Consider the following 15,736-nt stretch of genomic DNA (forward strand, 5'->3'; position numbering starts at 1 on the left):
CATGAGCAGCGATCTGATCAAACACGTTAGCGACGCTAGCTTCGAGGCTGACGTACTCAAGGCCGAAGGCGCGGTACTGGTCGACTATTGGGCTGAGTGGTGCGGTCCCTGCAAAATGATTGCCCCGGTCCTGGACGAGATTGCCGAGACCTACAAAGGCAAGCTGACCGTTGCCAAGCTGAACATCGACGAAAACCAGGAGACTCCGGCCAAGCACGGCGTACGTGGTATCCCGACCCTGATGCTGTTCAAGAACGGCAACGTCGAAGCCACCAAAGTGGGTGCGCTGTCGAAGTCGCAACTGGCTGCTTTCCTCGACGCCAACATCTAAGCGCCGAATGCCACTGGAAAAGCCCCGCAAATCGCGGGGCTTTTTCGTTATTCGGGGCTAGACGCTTGCAAACCCAGGTGGTACATTCGGCCCCGCACTGGTTTCTCCATTGCCCCCTGCAAGCCGTCGCCGACGCTCTCCTTTCGAATAAGTACGCGATCCTGTCGCCTTCTCCGCGGCGCGGCCTCATTAAGCCAAAAGCTTAATTTCCCCCCTCCATAAATGATTACGTCATTCCTATATGAATCTGACTGAACTCAAGCAAAAGCCGATTACCGAACTGCTCGAATTGGCCGAACAGATGGGCATAGAAAATATGGCCCGTTCGCGCAAGCAGGACGTGATTTTCTCCCTGCTCAAGAAGCACGCGAAAAGCGGCGAGGAAATCTCCGGTGATGGCGTGCTGGAGATTCTCCAGGACGGCTTCGGCTTCCTTCGCTCCGCAGACGCTTCCTATCTCGCCGGCCCAGACGATATCTACGTCTCGCCGAGCCAGATCCGTCGCTTCAACTTGCGCACCGGTGACACCATCGTTGGCAAGATCCGCCCTCCGAAGGAAGGCGAGCGTTACTTCGCCCTGCTCAAGGTCGACACGATCAACTTCGACCGTCCGGAAAACGCGAAAAACAAGATTCTCTTCGAGAACCTGACCCCGCTGTTCCCGACCGTGCGCATGAAGATGGAAGCCGGCAACGGTTCCACCGAAGACCTCACCGGTCGTGTCATCGACCTGTGCGCACCCATCGGCAAGGGTCAGCGTGGCCTGATCGTGGCGCCGCCGAAAGCGGGCAAGACGATCATGCTGCAGAACATCGCGGCCAACATCGCCCGTAACAACCCTGAAGTTCACCTGATCGTGCTGCTGATCGACGAACGTCCGGAAGAAGTGACCGAGATGCAGCGCACCGTGCGCGGCGAAGTGGTCGCCTCGACGTTCGACGAGCCGCCGACCCGCCACGTGCAGGTTGCCGAAATGGTGATCGAGAAGGCCAAGCGCCTGGTCGAGCACAAGAAGGACGTGGTGATCCTGCTGGACTCCATCACCCGTCTGGCCCGTGCCTACAACACCGTGATCCCGAGCTCCGGCAAGGTGCTGACCGGTGGTGTCGATGCCCACGCGCTGGAAAAACCGAAGCGTTTCTTCGGCGCCGCGCGGAACATCGAGGAAGGCGGTTCGCTGACCATCATCGCCACCGCGCTGGTTGAAACCGGTTCGAAGATGGACGAAGTGATCTACGAGGAATTCAAGGGCACCGGCAACATGGAGCTGCCTCTGGATCGCCGTATCGCCGAGAAGCGTGTATTCCCGGCCATCAACATCAACCGTTCCGGCACACGCCGCGAAGAGTTGCTGACCGCCGATGACGAGTTGCAGCGCATGTGGATCCTGCGCAAGCTGCTGCATCCGATGGATGAAGTCGCCGCCATCGAGTTCCTGGTCGACAAGCTGAAGACGACCAAGACCAACGACGAGTTCTTCCTGTCGATGAAACGCAAGTAACTCGACAAGACAGGCCAGCAAGAGCCGGGGAAACCCGGCTTTTTGCTATCTGTGCATTCACTATTCTGGACGGGCGGCGTTAAACTCGGGCCCCCGAACGCCACGGCCACCATGAGGCTTTTGCATGCAGTATCGCGACTTGCGCGACTTTATCAGCGGGCTGGAACAGCGCGGCGAACTCAAGCGCATCCAGGTGCCGGTGTCCCCCGTCCTGGAAATGACCGAGGTCTGCGACCGCACCCTGCGTGCAAAAGGCCCGGCGCTGTTGTTCGAAAACCCGACGGGCTACGACATTCCGGTCTTGGGCAACCTGTTCGGCACGCCGGAACGCGTGGCCCTGGGCATGGGTGCCGAAGCCGTCAGCGAACTGCGCGAAATCGGTAAGCTGCTGGCGTTCCTCAAGGAGCCCGAGCCGCCCAAAGGCCTGAAGGACGCTTGGTCCAAGCTGCCGATTTTCCGCAAGATCATTTCCATGGCGCCGAAAGTCGTCAAGGACGCGATCTGCCAGGAAGTGGTGATCGAGGGCGAAGATGTCGACCTGTCCATGCTCCCGGTGCAGACCTGCTGGCCGGCTGATGTAGGGCCACTGATCACCTGGGGCCTGACCGTTACCAAAGGCCCGAACAAGGATCGCCAGAACCTGGGCATCTATCGTCAGCAGGTGATTGCTCGCAACAAGGTCATCATGCGCTGGCTGAGCCATCGCGGCGGCGCACTGGACTACCGTGAGTGGTGTGAAAAACACCCCGGCCAGCCATTCCCGGTGTCGGTGGCCCTGGGCGCGGACCCGGCGACCATCCTCGGTGCCGTCACGCCGGTGCCTGACAGCCTCTCCGAATATGCGTTCGCCGGCCTGTTGCGAGGCAACCGCACCGAACTGGTGAAATGCCGCGGCAACGACCTGCAAGTGCCGGCCACCGCCGAGATCATCCTCGAAGGGGTGATCCATCCTGGTGAAATGGCTGATGAAGGTCCGTACGGCGACCACACCGGTTACTACAACGAAGTTGACAGCTTCCCGGTGTTCACCGTCGAGCGCATCACCCATCGGATCAAGCCGATTTACCACAGCACCTACACCGGTCGTCCGCCCGATGAGCCGGCTATTCTGGGGGTGGCGTTGAACGAAGTGTTCGTGCCGATCCTGCAGAAGCAGTTTCCGGAAATCACCGATTTCTATTTGCCGCCGGAAGGCTGTTCGTATCGCATGGCCGTGGTGACCATGAAGAAGTCGTATCCCGGGCATGCCAAGCGGGTGATGCTCGGTGTCTGGTCGTTTTTGCGACAGTTCATGTACACCAAGTTCGTTATCGTCACCGACGACGATATCAACGCACGGGACTGGAACGACGTGATCTGGGCCATCACCACGCGCATGGACCCCAAGCGCGACACGGTGATGATCGAGAATACGCCGATCGACTACCTCGACTTCGCCTCGCCGGTGTCCGGCCTGGGGTCGAAGATGGGGCTCGATGCCACGCATAAATGGCCCGGTGAAACCACCCGTGAGTGGGGCCGGGTTATCGTCAAGGATGAGGCCGTTACCCAACGGATCGATGCCATCTGGAATCAGTTAGGAATAGATTGATGCGTGTAACCTTGCAGCCTTCCGGGGCGGTGCTGGAGATCCGGCCCGCCGAGCGGATTCTCGATGGCGCGCGGCGCCTGGGCTATGAATGCCCGCAAAGCTGCCGTAACGGCAACTGCCATGTCTGTGGCGCGTTGTTGGTGGAAGGCCGCGTGGAGCAGGCGGGCGAGGTGCGCGATCATGGTGAGATCTTCACGTGCATCGCCGAGCCGCTGGAGGACTGCGTGGTGTTGTGGGATGGCGTGCTGTCGCCGGGTGAGCTACCGGTACGCAACCTGGCGTGCCAGGTGGTCGAGTGCGCCGACGTGGGGGGCGATGTCTGGCGCGTGCACCTGCGTGCGCCGGCCGGCAAGCCGCCGCGCTATCACGCCGGGCAGTACCTGATGATCGAACGGGAAAACGGCGAAAAATCGGCCTTCTCCCTGGCCTCGGCACCACATTCGGGGCGCGAGCTGCAATTACACGTATTGGTGCGCGAAAGCAGTGCACAAGCCCTGCTGGAGCAACTGCGACGCAACCCCAGCGTGCGTATCGAGATGCCTTTTGGCGACACGCATTTGTCCGAACTGCCGGACGGACCGTTGGTGTTGATCGCCGCCGGAACCGGCATGGCGCAGATGCACAGCCTGATCGAGCATTGCCGGGCAGCGGGTTTCAAGCACCCGGTGCACCTGTATTGGGGTGTGCGGCGGCCGGAAGATTTCTATGAAATCGAGCATTGGGACGAATGGAAAAAACTGCCGAACCTGTTCCTGCATAAAGTCGTCAGCGACTTGTGCGGCTGGGAAGGGCGCTGCGGCATGCTCCACGAAGCCGTGTGCGAGGACATCAGCGATCTTTCCGGCGTGCACGTCTACGCCAGCGGCTCGCCGGCCATGATCTACGCCACGCTCGATGCGCTGGTGGAAGCCGGCATGGACGCCCATCAAATGCGCGCCGACGTGTTTGCGTATGCGCCGCGGGCTTGAGCCACTCTTGAAATTTGCCTGAGGTCTGCTTTTGTGGCGAGGGAATTTCCACTTTGTGGGAGCAAGGCTTGCCCGCGAAACAGGCAACTTGGTCTCTGAAAGACCGCATCACTCTCATCGCGGGTAAGCCTTGATCCCACAGGGTTATAGGCCTGACGATATATCTATTCGATATTTAGCGTGCGCACTAGATGTCGTTAAGGTATATGCCAACATCATAGGCAGGAGTGGCATCCAACTTGCCTTGATCTCTATGTGCGCCAGCATCATGACGGCGCGCGACCGAACTCTTTGACCCGCGAGGAGCCAAACGCTACCGGCCATGACCGCTATCGAATCCGCCATTAGCTGTGCCTTGTACCCGCCACGACTCGAGCTGGGGCCGCAATTGACCCGTGAGCAACTGCTCGCCTCGATGCAATTGACCATGAGCCTCCACCAGGGCGGTCCGGTCTGGCTGTTCGCATACGGTTCATTGATCTGGCGGCCCGAATGCACGGCGGTGGAGCGGATGCGCGGCCGGGTCCATGGTTATCATCGCGGTTTGTACCTGTGGTCCCACGAGCATCGCGGTACACCGGAGTTGCCGGGGCTGGTGTTCGGGCTGGATCGCGGCGGCTCGTGCAGCGGTTTCGCCTACCGATTGCCGGAGGAGAATCTCGAGGACTCGCTGTTTGCCTTGTGGCAACGCGAGATGCCGGTCCCGTCCTATCGCCCGCACTGGCTCAGTTGCCGTCTCGAGGATGGCAGCCGGGTGCAAGCCTTGGGGTTCGTGCTGGAGCGACACCTGCCCAGCTATGCCGGCAACCTGCCGGACCATGTGCTGAGCCAGGTATTTGAAAGCGCCTGTGGGCGTTACGGCACCACTCGCGATTATGTCGAGCAGACCATCCACGCCCTGCGCAGCCACGCCATGCCAGACCGGAATCTGGAGGCGCGGCTCAAGCGCTGCAAATCAGCGCTGGATCAGGCGACCGCTTCGCGGCTCTGACTGGCGATCTGCTTGTGCCACAGGGTTGGCGCGAGGAAGGCCATCGCCAGCAGGCAGGCGACAACCAGTAGGATGAAACCGCCATCCCAGCCGAAATAGTCCACCGTGTAGCCCATCATGGCACTGGCCGCGACCGAACCACCGAGATAACCAAACAGACCGGTAAAGCCGGCAGCCGTGCCCGCCGCTTTCTTGGGCACCAGCTCCAGCGCCTGCAGGCCTACCAGCATGACCGGACCGTAGATCAGAAAGCCGATCGCGAACAGCGAGATCATGTCGACCATCGGGTTGCCCGGCGGATTCAGCCAGTAAACGATCGTCGCAACGGTCACCAATGCCATGAACACCATGCCCGTCAGGCCACGGTTGCCCCGGAAGATCTTGTCCGACATCCACCCGCACAGCAGCGTGCCGGGAATACCGGCCCACTCGTACAGGAAGTAAGCCCAGGACGTCTTGTCGAAGTTGAAGTGCTTGACCTCTTTAAGGTAGGTCGGCGCCCAATCCAGGATGCCGTAGCGCAACAAGTAGACGAAGACGTTGGCCAGCGCGATGAACCAGAGCATTTTGTTGCGCAGCACGTATTTGACGAAGATGTCCTTGGCGCTGAATTCTTCTTCATGGCTGGCATCGTAGCCTTCCGGGTAATCGTTCTTGTACTTCTCGATGGGTGGCAAGCCCGTCGATTGCGGCGTGTCGCGCATGACAATGAAGGCAAATACAGCGACCAGCAGCGCCACGGCTGCCGGTACGTAGAACTTGCTGTGCCAGTCGTTGAACCAGCCCATGCCAAGTATCGCCAGTGGACCGATCAGGCCGCCGCCGACGTTGTGGGCGGTGTTCCATACCGAAACCACACCGCCGCGTTCTTTCTGCGACCACCAGTGGACCATGGTGCGCCCGCTAGGTGGCCAACCCATGCCTTGGGCCCAACCGTTGATGAACAACAGGATGAACATCATGGTCACGCTGGAGGTTGCCCACGGTGCGAAACCGAAAACGAACATGACGCCGGCGGACACGATCAGGCCAAAGGGCAGGAAGTAACGAGGGTTGGAGCGGTCGGACACGATGCCCATCAAAAACTTGGAAAGGCCGTAGGCGATCGCGATCGCCGACATCGCCACCCCCAGTTGGCCTTTTGTATAGCCTTGGGCGATCAGATCCGGAAATGCCAGGGTGAAGTTCTTGCGTAGCAGGTAGTAACCCGCATACCCAATGAAAATCCCGGCGAAAATCTGCCAGCGAAGGCGTCGATAGGTGCTGTCTATTTTTTCTTCAGGCAATGGAGCCTGATGTGCGGCAGGGCGAAAGAAAGCAAACATTCAAGAGCTCCAAATTTCTTGTTTTGACTGCGGATGCGAATGTTACAGTTTCGTTACCGAAAATAGCATCGGTTCGCATCAACAAAAAAGCAGGAATGTTGGAGATGTTGTGTTCTTTTATGAACATGTCGCTCAGGTATAACTGAAGGGCGGTGTGGGAATGGCGAAACCGGGTCGTAGGGTTACGGCCCGGTATAAAACAATTCAGGTAAGCAATCAGCGAACCTGAATCACCACTTTTCCGACCGCCTTGCGTTGGCCAAGATCATTGATGGCTTGTGCCGCATTGCTCAGCGGGTACACCTGCGACACCAGCGGCTTGAGCTTGCCCTCGGCAAACCAGCCGAACAATTGCTGGAAGTTGGCGGCGTTGTCCTGAGGCTGGCGCTGGGCGAAGGAGCCCCAGAACACACCCACCACGGCGGCGCCCTTGAGCAGGGCCAGGTTCACCGGCAGTTCGGGGATGCGTCCGCTGGCGAAGCCGACCACCAGCAACCGGCCGTTCCAGGCGATGGCGCGGATGGCCTGGTCGAACAGGTCGCCACCCACCGGATCGTAGATCACATCGGCACCCTGGCCGTCGGTGAGACGCTTGATTTCATCCTTCAGGCTGGTTTCGTTGTAGTTGATCAATTCGTCGGCGCCAGCAGCCTTCGCCACGGCGAGTTTCTCTGCGCTGCTGGCGGCAGCGATCACCCGGGCGCCCATGGCTTTGCCGATCTCCACCGCCGCCAGGCCGACACCACCGGATGCGCCGAGCACCAGCAGGGTTTCGCCGGGTTGCAGGTTGGCCCGTTGCTTGAGGGCGTGCATCGAGGTGCCGTACGTCATGCTGAAGGCGGCGGCGGTGTTGAAATCCATGGACGCAGGAATCGGCAACACGTTGTAGCCAGGTACCGCCACCTGTTCGGCAAAGCTGCCCCAGCCGGTCAGCGCCATCACCCGGTCGCCAACCTTCAAGTGGCTGACTTTCTCTCCCACTTCGCTGACCACGCCGGCGGCTTCGCCTCCTGGGGAAAACGGGAAGGGTGGCTTGAATTGGTATTTGCCCTCGATGATCAGCGTGTCAGGGAAGTTCACCCCGGCGGCATGCACCTCCAGCAGCACTTCGTTCTTCTTGGCGACGGGGCTGGCGACGTCTTCCAGCACCAGCGAATCGGCGGGGCCGAATTCTTTGCACAGCACGGCTTTCATCAGGGCTATTCCTTTGGGAGTGATGGCCGATAAGTGTAGGTGTGAGAGACAACGGGTCAACGAGCATGCCCTGCCCTGATAGCCGGCTATAAGCTTGTGCTTGAACGGCGGGGCGGTATGCTGGGCCGCAAACCGGATGAGGAATCAATTGTGAAAGCGTGGATCATGTTGATGCTGGCCCTGTCGTTGCCTGTGGCAGCGATGGCCGAAGAGGGCAAGGAAGCGAAGGAAGGTGAGGCGCCGAAGGTCAGCTACATCACCCTCAGCCCACCCTTTGTCGGCAACTATGGGCTCGACGGTTCGGCGAAGCTGAGGGTCTACAAGGCCGATGTGGCCCTGCGTGTGACGGGAGATGCTGCTGCGGCGGCGGTCAAGGCCAATGAACCGTTGATTCGCAACCAGTTGGTGGCGCTGTTCGCCCAGCAGACCACCGAGGCCATGAATAACCTGGAAGCCAAGGAAAAGCTGCGCCAGGAAGCGTTGAAGCAGACCCAGCAGGTGATGAACGACGAAACCGGCAAGCCGATGGTCGATGACCTGTTGTTCAACAACCTGATCATTCAGTAAACCGGCTCGATCGCAGCCTTTGGCAGTGCCCGGATCTCCTGGCGCTGCCCAAGGCTGCTTTTTTTCGTCAAGACGCCAGGCTTTTCCGAAACCGGGCCAGGGCGATTGCAAAGAACAAAAGCCCGATGGCCGCCAGCGCCAGCAGGTCCGGCCAGATCACGCCAGGGCCGGCATCACGGAACAGGATCGCCGCGCTGAGGCTGACGAAATGCGTCGAGGGCGAGCCTTGCATCACCCATTGCAACCATTGCGGCATGCTGTCCAGCGGTGTGCTGCCGCCCGACAACAGCAGCATCGGGATGATGACCGGGATCGCCAGCAAACCGAACTGCGGCGTCGAACGAGCGAGGGTGGCGAGGAAGATGCCCAGTGAGGTGCTGGCGAACAGGTAGAGTGCGGTCACCAGCAGGAAGAGCACCATGGAGCCGGCGAGTGGAACCCCCAAGGCGAACTTGACGATGATTTCCAGCGACGCCCATGTGCACAGTACCACCACCAGCAGGTTGCTCCAGATTTTCGCCAGCATGATTTCCAATGCCGTCAGCGGCAGCACCAGCAAGTGGTCGAGGGTGCCGTGCTCGCGCTCGCGCAGCAGCGCGGTCCCCGTCAGGATGATGGCCAGGATCGTGATGTTGTTGACGATCTGGATCACCGCCAGGAACCAGCCACCTTCCAGGTTGGTATTGAACAGCGAACGCGTGGTCAGCCTCACGGGTGTTGCTTCGCTCGTTTGTGCCTGGCCGGCGTAGGTCGTCAGTTCCTGTTGGAAAATCCGTCCTATATAGCCGGCGCCCATGAACGCCTGGCTCATGGCCGTGGCGTCGACGTTGAGTTGCAGCGTCGGTTCGCGTCCTGCGAGCAGGTCGGCCTGGAAGTTGGCGGGCACATTAATGACAAAGGTGTAGCGGCCACTGTCCATGACTTTGTCCAGTTCGGCATAGGGCAGGGCCACCGGGTTCTGGAACTCCGGCGGTTGCAGGACCTGGGCCAATTGGCGCGAGAGATGGCTCTGGTCTTCGTCCACTATTGCGACACTGGCGTTGTGGACGCCGATTACCGAACCGGCGGCCGGCATGTAGATCGCCACCGTGAAGGCGTAGCCCAAAAACAGCAGCAGGACGGAGTCGTACCGCAGGCTGGTCAGTTCCTTGAGCCCCAGACGCCAGATATGTGAAAGCGTGTGCATCAGGCCTCCTGCTTTTTCAGCATGATCAGGCTGAGCCCGGTGAAACCCAGGAAAAACCCGCCCAGCGCCAGGCATTGCGGCCATAGCTGGCGCAGATCCAGGGCCTTGGTGAAGGTGCCGACGGCTATATCGAGGAAATAACCGGCGGGAAACAACTGGCCCATCACCGAGGCCGCGCCGTCCAGGGACGAACGCGGCACGATCAGCCCCGAGAACTGGATGGTCGGCAGGCTGGTGATGATCATGGTGCCGAGGATCGCCGCGATCTGGGTGCGGGTGAACGCCGAGATCAGCAGCCCCATGCTGGTGGTCGCCAGTACATAGAGGAGGCCGCCCACCGCCAGCGTCAGGCCGCTGCCCTTGAACGGCACACCGAACAGCCAGCGGTTCATCGCTGTCAGCAGGGCCAGGTTGATCAGGCTGACCGCCAGGTAGGGCACTTGTTTGCCCAGCAGGAACTCCAGGCGGGTCAGCGGCGTGGCGTAGAAATTGGTGATCGAACCCAGCTCCTTCTCCCGCACGATGCCCAGCGCCGTCAACATGGCCGGAATGAACGCCAGGATCAGCGCCATGACCCCAGGGCCGATGGCGTTGACGCTGACCACGTCCTGGTTGTAGCGAAAGCGCGTCTCCAGCGTCGCGCCGGGTTGCCGGTTCGGTGCGCGGCTGCTGAGTTCGGCCAGTTGCTCAAGGTTGGCCTGGTGCACGGCCTGGACGTAGTTGCGACTGGTCTCGGCCCGAAACGGTATGCCGCCGTCCAGCCAGGCGCCCACTGTCGGCTGGCGGCCAGCGTAAAGGTCACGTCCAAACCCAGGGGGGATTTCCAGGGCCAGCTTGATCTCCGAGCGCTGCAAACGTCGATGCAGCTCCTTCGCGTCGCGGATGATCGGCTGCTCCTCGAAGTAGCGCGAGCTGCGGAACGCTTCCAGGTAGGCACGGCTTTGCGGGCTCTGATCCTGGTCATACACGGCGAAGGCCAGTTTCTCCACATCGAGGGAAATACCGAAGCCGAAGACCACCATCATGAACAAGGCGCCCAGCAAGGCGAATGCCATCCGCACCTTGTCGCGCAGCAGCTCCTTGCCCTCCCGGCTGGCAACGGCCCACAGGCGACCGAGGCTCAGGCCGCGCCGGTCCCGGGGGGCGTCGGCACTGTCGAGGGTCACGGGAGCGGCGTCTTGTTGCGTCTCGCCCTGGGCTTTCTCCAGGCAGGTGACGAACGCGGCTTCCAGCGTCTGGCCGTTGAACTGCGCCTGCAAGGCCGCCGGCGTGTCACAAGCCAGGACCTTGCCGGCGTGCATCAGCGAAATGCGATCGCAGCGCTGGGCCTCGTTCATGAAATGGGTGGAAAGGAAAATTGTCACGCCCTGTTCGCGAGACAACTCGATCAACAGCCGCCAGAAATCATCCCGCGCAGCCGGATCGACACCCGAGGTCGGCTCATCGAGGATCAGCACTTCCGGGCGATGCAACACTGCCACCGCCAGGGACAAACGTTGGCGCAGGCCCAGTGGCAGCGAGCCGGAAGGCTGGTCCGCCAGCGCCTGGAGATTGAAGCGCTGGATCAGTTCGTCGATGCGCTGGCGACTGTCCGTCGTGGGCAGGTCGAAGAGCTTGGCGTGCAGCTCCAGGTTTTGGCGCACGCTCAGTTCGCCGTACAGCGAAAAACTCTGGGACATGAAACCCACCCGCTTGCGGGTGGCGAGGTCCTTGGCGTTGACCGGGTTGCCCAGCAGCCGGGCACTGCCTTCGCTGGCAGGGATCAGCCCGGTCAGCACCTTCATGGTGGTGGTCTTGCCGCAACCGTTGGAACCCAGGAACCCAAAGATCTCGCCGCGACCAATCGCGAAGCTGACGTTGTCGACGGCGGTGAAATCACCGAAGCGCAAAGTGAGGTCGTGGGCTTCGATGGCAATGTCGATGGTGTTGGCGCTCCTGGGGGGGATCACCAGCGGCTCGGCATCGCGGCCGCTGTCGCCCTGGAAATGGGTGAAGGCCGAATCGAGCTTGCCGTCCGGGGTGACCTTGGCCAGCTCCGCACTCAGGCCCTTGGCGATCAAGCGACCGTTGTCGAGCATCAGGCAATGCTCGAACTGTTCGGCCTCTTCCATGTACGCGGTGGCGACCAGCAGGGTCAGTTGCGGGCGTTGTCGGCGCACGTCTTCTATCAGTTCCCAGAAGCGCCGCCGGGACAGCGGGTCCACGCCGGTGGTGGGTTCGTCGAGAATCAGCAGGTCCGGTTCATGGATCAGCGCGCAACACAGGCCGAGCTTCTGTTTCATGCCGCCGGACAGCTTGCCCGCCGGACGATCGGCAAAACGCTGCAGATCGGTGGCCAGCAGCAAAGTGCCCATGCGTTGTTCGCAGTCTGCCCGCGATAACCCGAACAGCGTGCCGAAGAAGCGAATGTTCTCGCGTATCGACAGGTCCGGGTAAAGGTTGCCCCCAAGCCCTTGGGGCATGAAGGCAATGCGTCGGTAGAGGGTGTTGCGATGGCGTCGGTCGTCGATCGAGGCGCCGAGCACGTCCAGTTGGCCGTGCTGGAGTTTCTTCACTCCGGCAATCAGCCCCAGCAGGCTCGACTTGCCGGCGCCGTCCGGGCCGATCAGGCCGCAGCGAGTGCCGACGGGCAGGCTGAAGGCGATATCGCTCAATGCCACCTGCTGGCCGTAGCGATGCTCGATGCCCGAGGCGTGCAATGCCTCGTCGAGGACGGTGCTCATTGCAGGTTGGCCGGCCAGTCGATGGGGGCGGTGCGTACATAGCCGGCACCGGGCATGCCGGGTTTGGCCTGGGGCACTTCGCCGGGTTGGGTCAGGTGTACTTTGACGCGGAACACCAGTTTCTGGCGTTCATCACGGGTCTCGACTTCTTTCGGGGTGAACTGGGATTTGGCCGCGACGAAGCTGACCTTGGCCGGCAGCGGTCGCTCGGGCAGGGCGTCGAGCAGCAGGCGCGCTTCATTGCCCACCGCCAGTTTTCCGGCCACCGAGGCCGGCAGGTAGAGGTTCATGTATTGATCGTTCGGATCGATCATCAGCAACACCCGGCCGCCGGCGCCCAGCACTTCACCCGGCTCGGCCAGGCGCAACTGGATCACGCCGTCGAGTGGCGCCCGCAACGTACTGTCATCTATTTCACTGGTGAGCTGGGCCACTTGGGCCAGGGTCGCGCCGATGGCCGCATTCGCCGCCGATACCTGGGCCCGAGCGGCGTTGACCGCAGCGTTGGCGGTGTCGACGCGGGCTTGTTGCTGGTCGATGACCTGGCCGCTGGCGTAACCGCGCTTGAACAGTTCCTGGGTCCGCTTGAGTTCCTGGTGAGCGAGCAATTGTTCGCTCTGGCGCAACTGTACGTTGGCTTCGGTGGCGGCAAGGTTCTGTCGGGCACGCACGACTTCGGCCTCGGCCTGATTGCGCTGGGCCTCCAGGGTGCGGGTGTCCATGCGCGCCAGCACTTGGCCCTTGATGACGTTGTCGCCTTCGTCGACATGAACTTCGGCCAGGCGTCCGGGCGTCTTGCTGGCGATCTGGACCTCGGTGGCCTCCAGGCGGCCGTTGCCCATGCTCAAGCCTTCCGGCAGGCGATCGTGGCGTGACTTCCAGTAGCCGAAACCGCCGGCGGCCAGCAACACGGTCATCAAGGCAAAGGCAAAAAAACGCGAGGTACGATGGTTCGTCGACATGTCCGGCATCCTGCGGCTATAGCATCGAAGTCTGCGGGATCAATGACCGATCCAGCTTGATATCCATCAACTCATCGGCGATCAGCGCAGGGCAATCACTGCGGCCCACTGTTCGGCCGTGACAGGCATCACCGACAGTCGCGAGCCTTTCTGCACCAGTGGCATTTCAGCCAGCGCGGTCTGTTGCTTGAGGTAGTCGAGCTTCAGCACGTGGGGAAACGTTTCGACGTGGGCTACGTCGATCGCGGTCCAGGGGTTTTTGTCCGGGCCGGCCTTGGGGTCGAAGTAATGGCTATCGGGTTCCAGCGCTGTCGGATCGGGGTAGGCCGCGCGGACGATCCGGCCGATCCCGGCAATGCCTGGCTCGGGGCAACTGGAGTGGTAGAAAAAGAACGCGTCGCCCACCGCCATGGTCCGCAGGAAATTACGCGCCTGGTAGTTGCGAACCCCGTCCCAGCGTGCCTGGCCGAGCTTTTCCAAGCCTTGGATGGATAATTCGTCGGGCTCGGACTTCATCAGCCAATAGGCCATGATTGCTACTCCTTGGCGGTGTTGAAAAAAATAGTTCAGCGATTTTATGACAAACCGACAGTCGGTTGACGCCAGAGTTTGCGTGTCGGGGCCGGTTGCCGCAAAATGCCGGCCTTCCAAGCTTGACGCTGCTGCACGGCCAATAAGAAAACCGCTGCTGTCATCGTGTGTGATATGCCTTGAGGGGGGCAATCGATGAAACGCAAACCGGATTTGTTGTGGATCTTGGTCATTCTGTTCGGTCTAGGTGTCGTGACCACGGGTTACGCTCAAAGCCTGTGGGCCAACAAGACCGACGCGCCGATGGAAATCACCCAGCCCGCGTCATCGTTCAAACGCTGAACCCGCTTTCCTGGCGCCGCTGATGACCGCGGCGTCTACCCCGCGATATACCATTGCCTGTCGCTGACCGTTCCCTGCAGCGGCACGTCCCAGCTTGCCTGCGCCAATCGTTCGACTTTCTGGCATTCATGGGCCAGCCCCAATAGCGTCGGCTTGCGCCACTGCTTGCGTCGCGCCAGATACGCCAGGCTGCGGTCATAAAAGCCGCCGCCCATGCCCAATCGACCTCCCGCATCGTCAAACCCCACCAGTGGCAACAGCACCAGGTCCAGCGTCCAGACCTTGCGTTGCCGGGCGAGGTTCTTGCGCGGTTCAGGAATACGAAACCGGTTGGGCTGCATTTTTTCGCCGGGGTGGATGCGCTGGAACACCATCTTGGTCTGCGGCCACGGGCTGAGCACCGGCAGGTAAGTAGCCTTGCCCCGGCGTTGGGCTGCGCGCAGCAGCAGGCGCGGATCGATCTCGCCGTCGTTGGGCAGGTACAGGGCGATGTGCCGCGCACGGCGAAACAGCGGATGCTGGGCCAGTTGCTTGTACAGCCCGCGGGCGGCTTGCCGTTGCTGGGCGGGTGTCAGGGCGCGACGGGCCTGGCGCAGCAGGCGTCGAAGTTGCGGGCGGGGCAGCAGCGCAGGTTCGGTCATATCAGTGCTTCACGCAGTGGCGATGCCACAGCGTAACCGCAAAACAGGCTGCCCAGAAATGCCGGCGCCAGAAACGACAATGCCAGTCCGCATGGACTGGCATTGTCTGGAATCAGGCTCCCCGGATGAACCGCTGTCGGCTTAGCCCTTGAACCCGAAAGTTCAAGGTGGAAGTTGCAGGGGGCGTTAAGGCTTTCCGTCAAGCGGACATGCACACCGGCCCCAACGTGCAACCCCCGTGGTTGTGCGTATCGGCTCAGGGACATCACCAACTGGCAAGCACCCCAGGGAGTGATGCGAGTATACCCCAGGCAGCCTCGCGAATCAGCCCTTGCTGACGTCTGGATCGGTGGCGAGCACCAGATCCACCCGATCGAGCAGGTCGCGCACCTGTTCACGGGTCGAGCCGCTGACCTGCAGGTCCGGTGTATCCTGGCGATGCAGCAGGTCGTGGGTGATGTTCAAGGCGGCCATCACGGCGATGCGGTCGGCACCGATGACTTTGCCGCTGCTGCGGATCTCGCGCATCTTGCCATCCAGGTAACGGGCGGCGCTCACCAGGTTGCTACGCTCTTCCTGGGGGCAGATGATCGAATATTCTTTGTCGAGGATCTGCACGGTAACGCTATTGCTTGAACTCATGAGTCTTGCTCCAGGGCCTTGAGGCGCGAAATCATCGATTCGACCTTACGCCGGGCGATTTCGTTTTTTTCAATGAGGTGCGCGCGTTCCTCGCGCCAGGTTTTTTCCTGAGCTAATAGGAGTCCGTTTTGGCTCTTAAGTTGCTCGACCCGGTCAATTAGCAGTTCGAGTCTGGCCATCAGCGCTTGCAGGTCGGTGTCTTCCATTGTGTCCACTGAAGATTGTGTCTGATGGAGGGTAT

At 61.1% G+C, this 15,736-nt stretch carries 16 protein-coding genes and 1 other RNA gene; 7 read left to right on the plus strand and 10 right to left on the minus strand.

Features of this window, described 5'->3' with window-relative positions; translation table 11 throughout:
* Position 1 precedes the first annotated feature (1 nt).
* From trxA to KGA89_RS16915, 5 genes are all read left to right on the plus strand, one after another.
* Entirely contained in the window at positions 2-331 is a 330-nt protein-coding gene (gene trxA / locus KGA89_RS16895) for a thioredoxin TrxA (RefSeq protein ID WP_003206727.1), read from the plus strand.
* A 241-nt stretch (positions 332-572) separates the two neighbouring features.
* Positions 573-1,832 carry a transcription termination factor Rho gene (gene rho / locus KGA89_RS16900; protein ID WP_003206716.1) on the plus strand — a complete coding sequence of 420 codons (1,260 nt, stop codon included), beginning with the start codon at positions 573-575 and terminating at the stop codon, positions 1,830-1,832.
* Positions 1,833-1,956: 124 nt separating this feature from the next.
* Positions 1,957-3,423, plus strand: coding sequence for a 4-hydroxy-3-polyprenylbenzoate decarboxylase (gene ubiD / locus KGA89_RS16905; protein ID WP_223472078.1), 1,467 nt, complete (start codon positions 1,957-1,959; stop codon positions 3,421-3,423).
* Positions 3,423-4,391, plus strand: a complete 969-nt coding sequence (locus KGA89_RS16910) for a CDP-6-deoxy-delta-3,4-glucoseen reductase (protein WP_003206708.1) — start codon at positions 3,423-3,425, stop codon at positions 4,389-4,391. Before ubiD ends, KGA89_RS16910 begins: the two co-directional genes overlap by 1 nt.
* Before the next feature lie 322 nt (positions 4,392-4,713).
* The gene (locus tag KGA89_RS16915) at positions 4,714-5,382 is read left to right on the plus strand and encodes a gamma-glutamylcyclotransferase (RefSeq protein WP_003206704.1); all 669 of its coding nucleotides are present in this window, start codon (positions 4,714-4,716) and stop codon (positions 5,380-5,382) included.
* Here the strand turns inward: KGA89_RS16915 and glpT are convergent.
* Together glpT and KGA89_RS16925 are read right to left on the minus strand one after the other, a co-directional pair.
* Positions 5,358-6,707, minus strand: a complete 1,350-nt coding sequence (glpT, locus tag KGA89_RS16920) for a glycerol-3-phosphate transporter (RefSeq protein ID WP_003206703.1) — start codon at positions 6,705-6,707, stop codon at positions 5,358-5,360. The genes KGA89_RS16915 and glpT overlap by 25 nt on opposite strands.
* A gap of 216 nt (positions 6,708-6,923) precedes the next feature.
* Positions 6,924-7,901, minus strand: coding sequence for an NADPH:quinone oxidoreductase family protein (locus KGA89_RS16925; RefSeq protein WP_013694521.1), 978 nt, complete (start codon positions 7,899-7,901; stop codon positions 6,924-6,926).
* 150 nt (positions 7,902-8,051) lie between these two features.
* On the opposite strand from KGA89_RS16925, the gene KGA89_RS16930 reads away from it, so the two are divergent.
* Positions 8,052-8,468 carry a flagellar basal body-associated protein FliL gene (locus tag KGA89_RS16930; protein WP_003206698.1) on the plus strand — a complete coding sequence of 139 codons (417 nt, stop codon included), beginning with the start codon at positions 8,052-8,054 and terminating at the stop codon, positions 8,466-8,468.
* A 67-nt stretch (positions 8,469-8,535) separates the two neighbouring features.
* On the opposite strand, the gene KGA89_RS16935 is transcribed toward KGA89_RS16930, so the two are convergent.
* From KGA89_RS16935 to KGA89_RS16950, 4 genes are all read right to left on the minus strand, one after another.
* Positions 8,536-9,654, minus strand: coding sequence for an ABC transporter permease (locus KGA89_RS16935; protein ID WP_013694520.1), 1,119 nt, complete (start codon positions 9,652-9,654; stop codon positions 8,536-8,538).
* A complete protein-coding gene (gene rbbA / locus KGA89_RS16940) occupies positions 9,654-12,377 on the minus strand; it encodes a ribosome-associated ATPase/putative transporter RbbA (protein ID WP_223472079.1) in 2,724 nt (907 codons plus the stop codon). The genes KGA89_RS16935 and rbbA overlap by 1 nt, the downstream gene beginning before the upstream one ends.
* Complete coding sequence (locus KGA89_RS16945) at positions 12,374-13,339, minus strand: HlyD family secretion protein (protein WP_223472080.1); 966 nt, start codon at positions 13,337-13,339, stop codon at positions 12,374-12,376. Before KGA89_RS16945 ends, rbbA begins: the two co-directional genes overlap by 4 nt.
* 81 nt (positions 13,340-13,420) lie before the next feature.
* Positions 13,421-13,870, minus strand: a complete 450-nt coding sequence (locus tag KGA89_RS16950; protein WP_003206690.1) for an EVE domain-containing protein — start codon at positions 13,868-13,870, stop codon at positions 13,421-13,423.
* A gap of 195 nt (positions 13,871-14,065) precedes the next feature.
* On the opposite strand from KGA89_RS16950, the gene KGA89_RS16955 reads away from it, so the two are divergent.
* Positions 14,066-14,212, plus strand: coding sequence for a hypothetical protein (locus KGA89_RS16955; protein WP_223472081.1), 147 nt, complete (start codon positions 14,066-14,068; stop codon positions 14,210-14,212).
* 35 nt (positions 14,213-14,247) lie between these two features.
* Here KGA89_RS16955 and KGA89_RS16960 read toward each other — a convergent pair whose 3' ends face one another.
* The 4 genes from KGA89_RS16960 to KGA89_RS16975 all read right to left on the minus strand — a co-directional run bounded on the left by KGA89_RS16960 (position 14,248) and on the right by KGA89_RS16975 (position 15,701).
* Positions 14,248-14,853 (minus strand): 5-formyltetrahydrofolate cyclo-ligase, encoded by a 606-nt coding sequence (locus KGA89_RS16960; protein ID WP_013694517.1) that lies wholly within the window; start codon positions 14,851-14,853, stop codon positions 14,248-14,250.
* A gap of 114 nt (positions 14,854-14,967) precedes the next feature.
* A non-coding RNA gene (gene ssrS / locus KGA89_RS16965) (6S RNA) lies at positions 14,968-15,147 on the minus strand.
* A gap of 30 nt (positions 15,148-15,177) precedes the next feature.
* Positions 15,178-15,495 carry a cell division protein ZapA gene (locus KGA89_RS16970; RefSeq protein WP_003177364.1) on the minus strand — a complete coding sequence of 106 codons (318 nt, stop codon included), beginning with the start codon at positions 15,493-15,495 and terminating at the stop codon, positions 15,178-15,180.
* Entirely contained in the window at positions 15,492-15,701 is a 210-nt protein-coding gene (locus tag KGA89_RS16975) for a TIGR02449 family protein (protein WP_003177365.1), read from the minus strand. The genes KGA89_RS16970 and KGA89_RS16975 overlap by 4 nt, the downstream gene beginning before the upstream one ends.
* Positions 15,702-15,736: the final 35 nt, after the last annotated feature.

Origin of the sequence: Pseudomonas sp. A-RE-22, assembly GCF_019956035.1 — a bacterium.
Classification (GTDB): Bacteria; Pseudomonadota; Gammaproteobacteria; order Pseudomonadales; family Pseudomonadaceae; genus Aquipseudomonas; species Aquipseudomonas brassicacearum.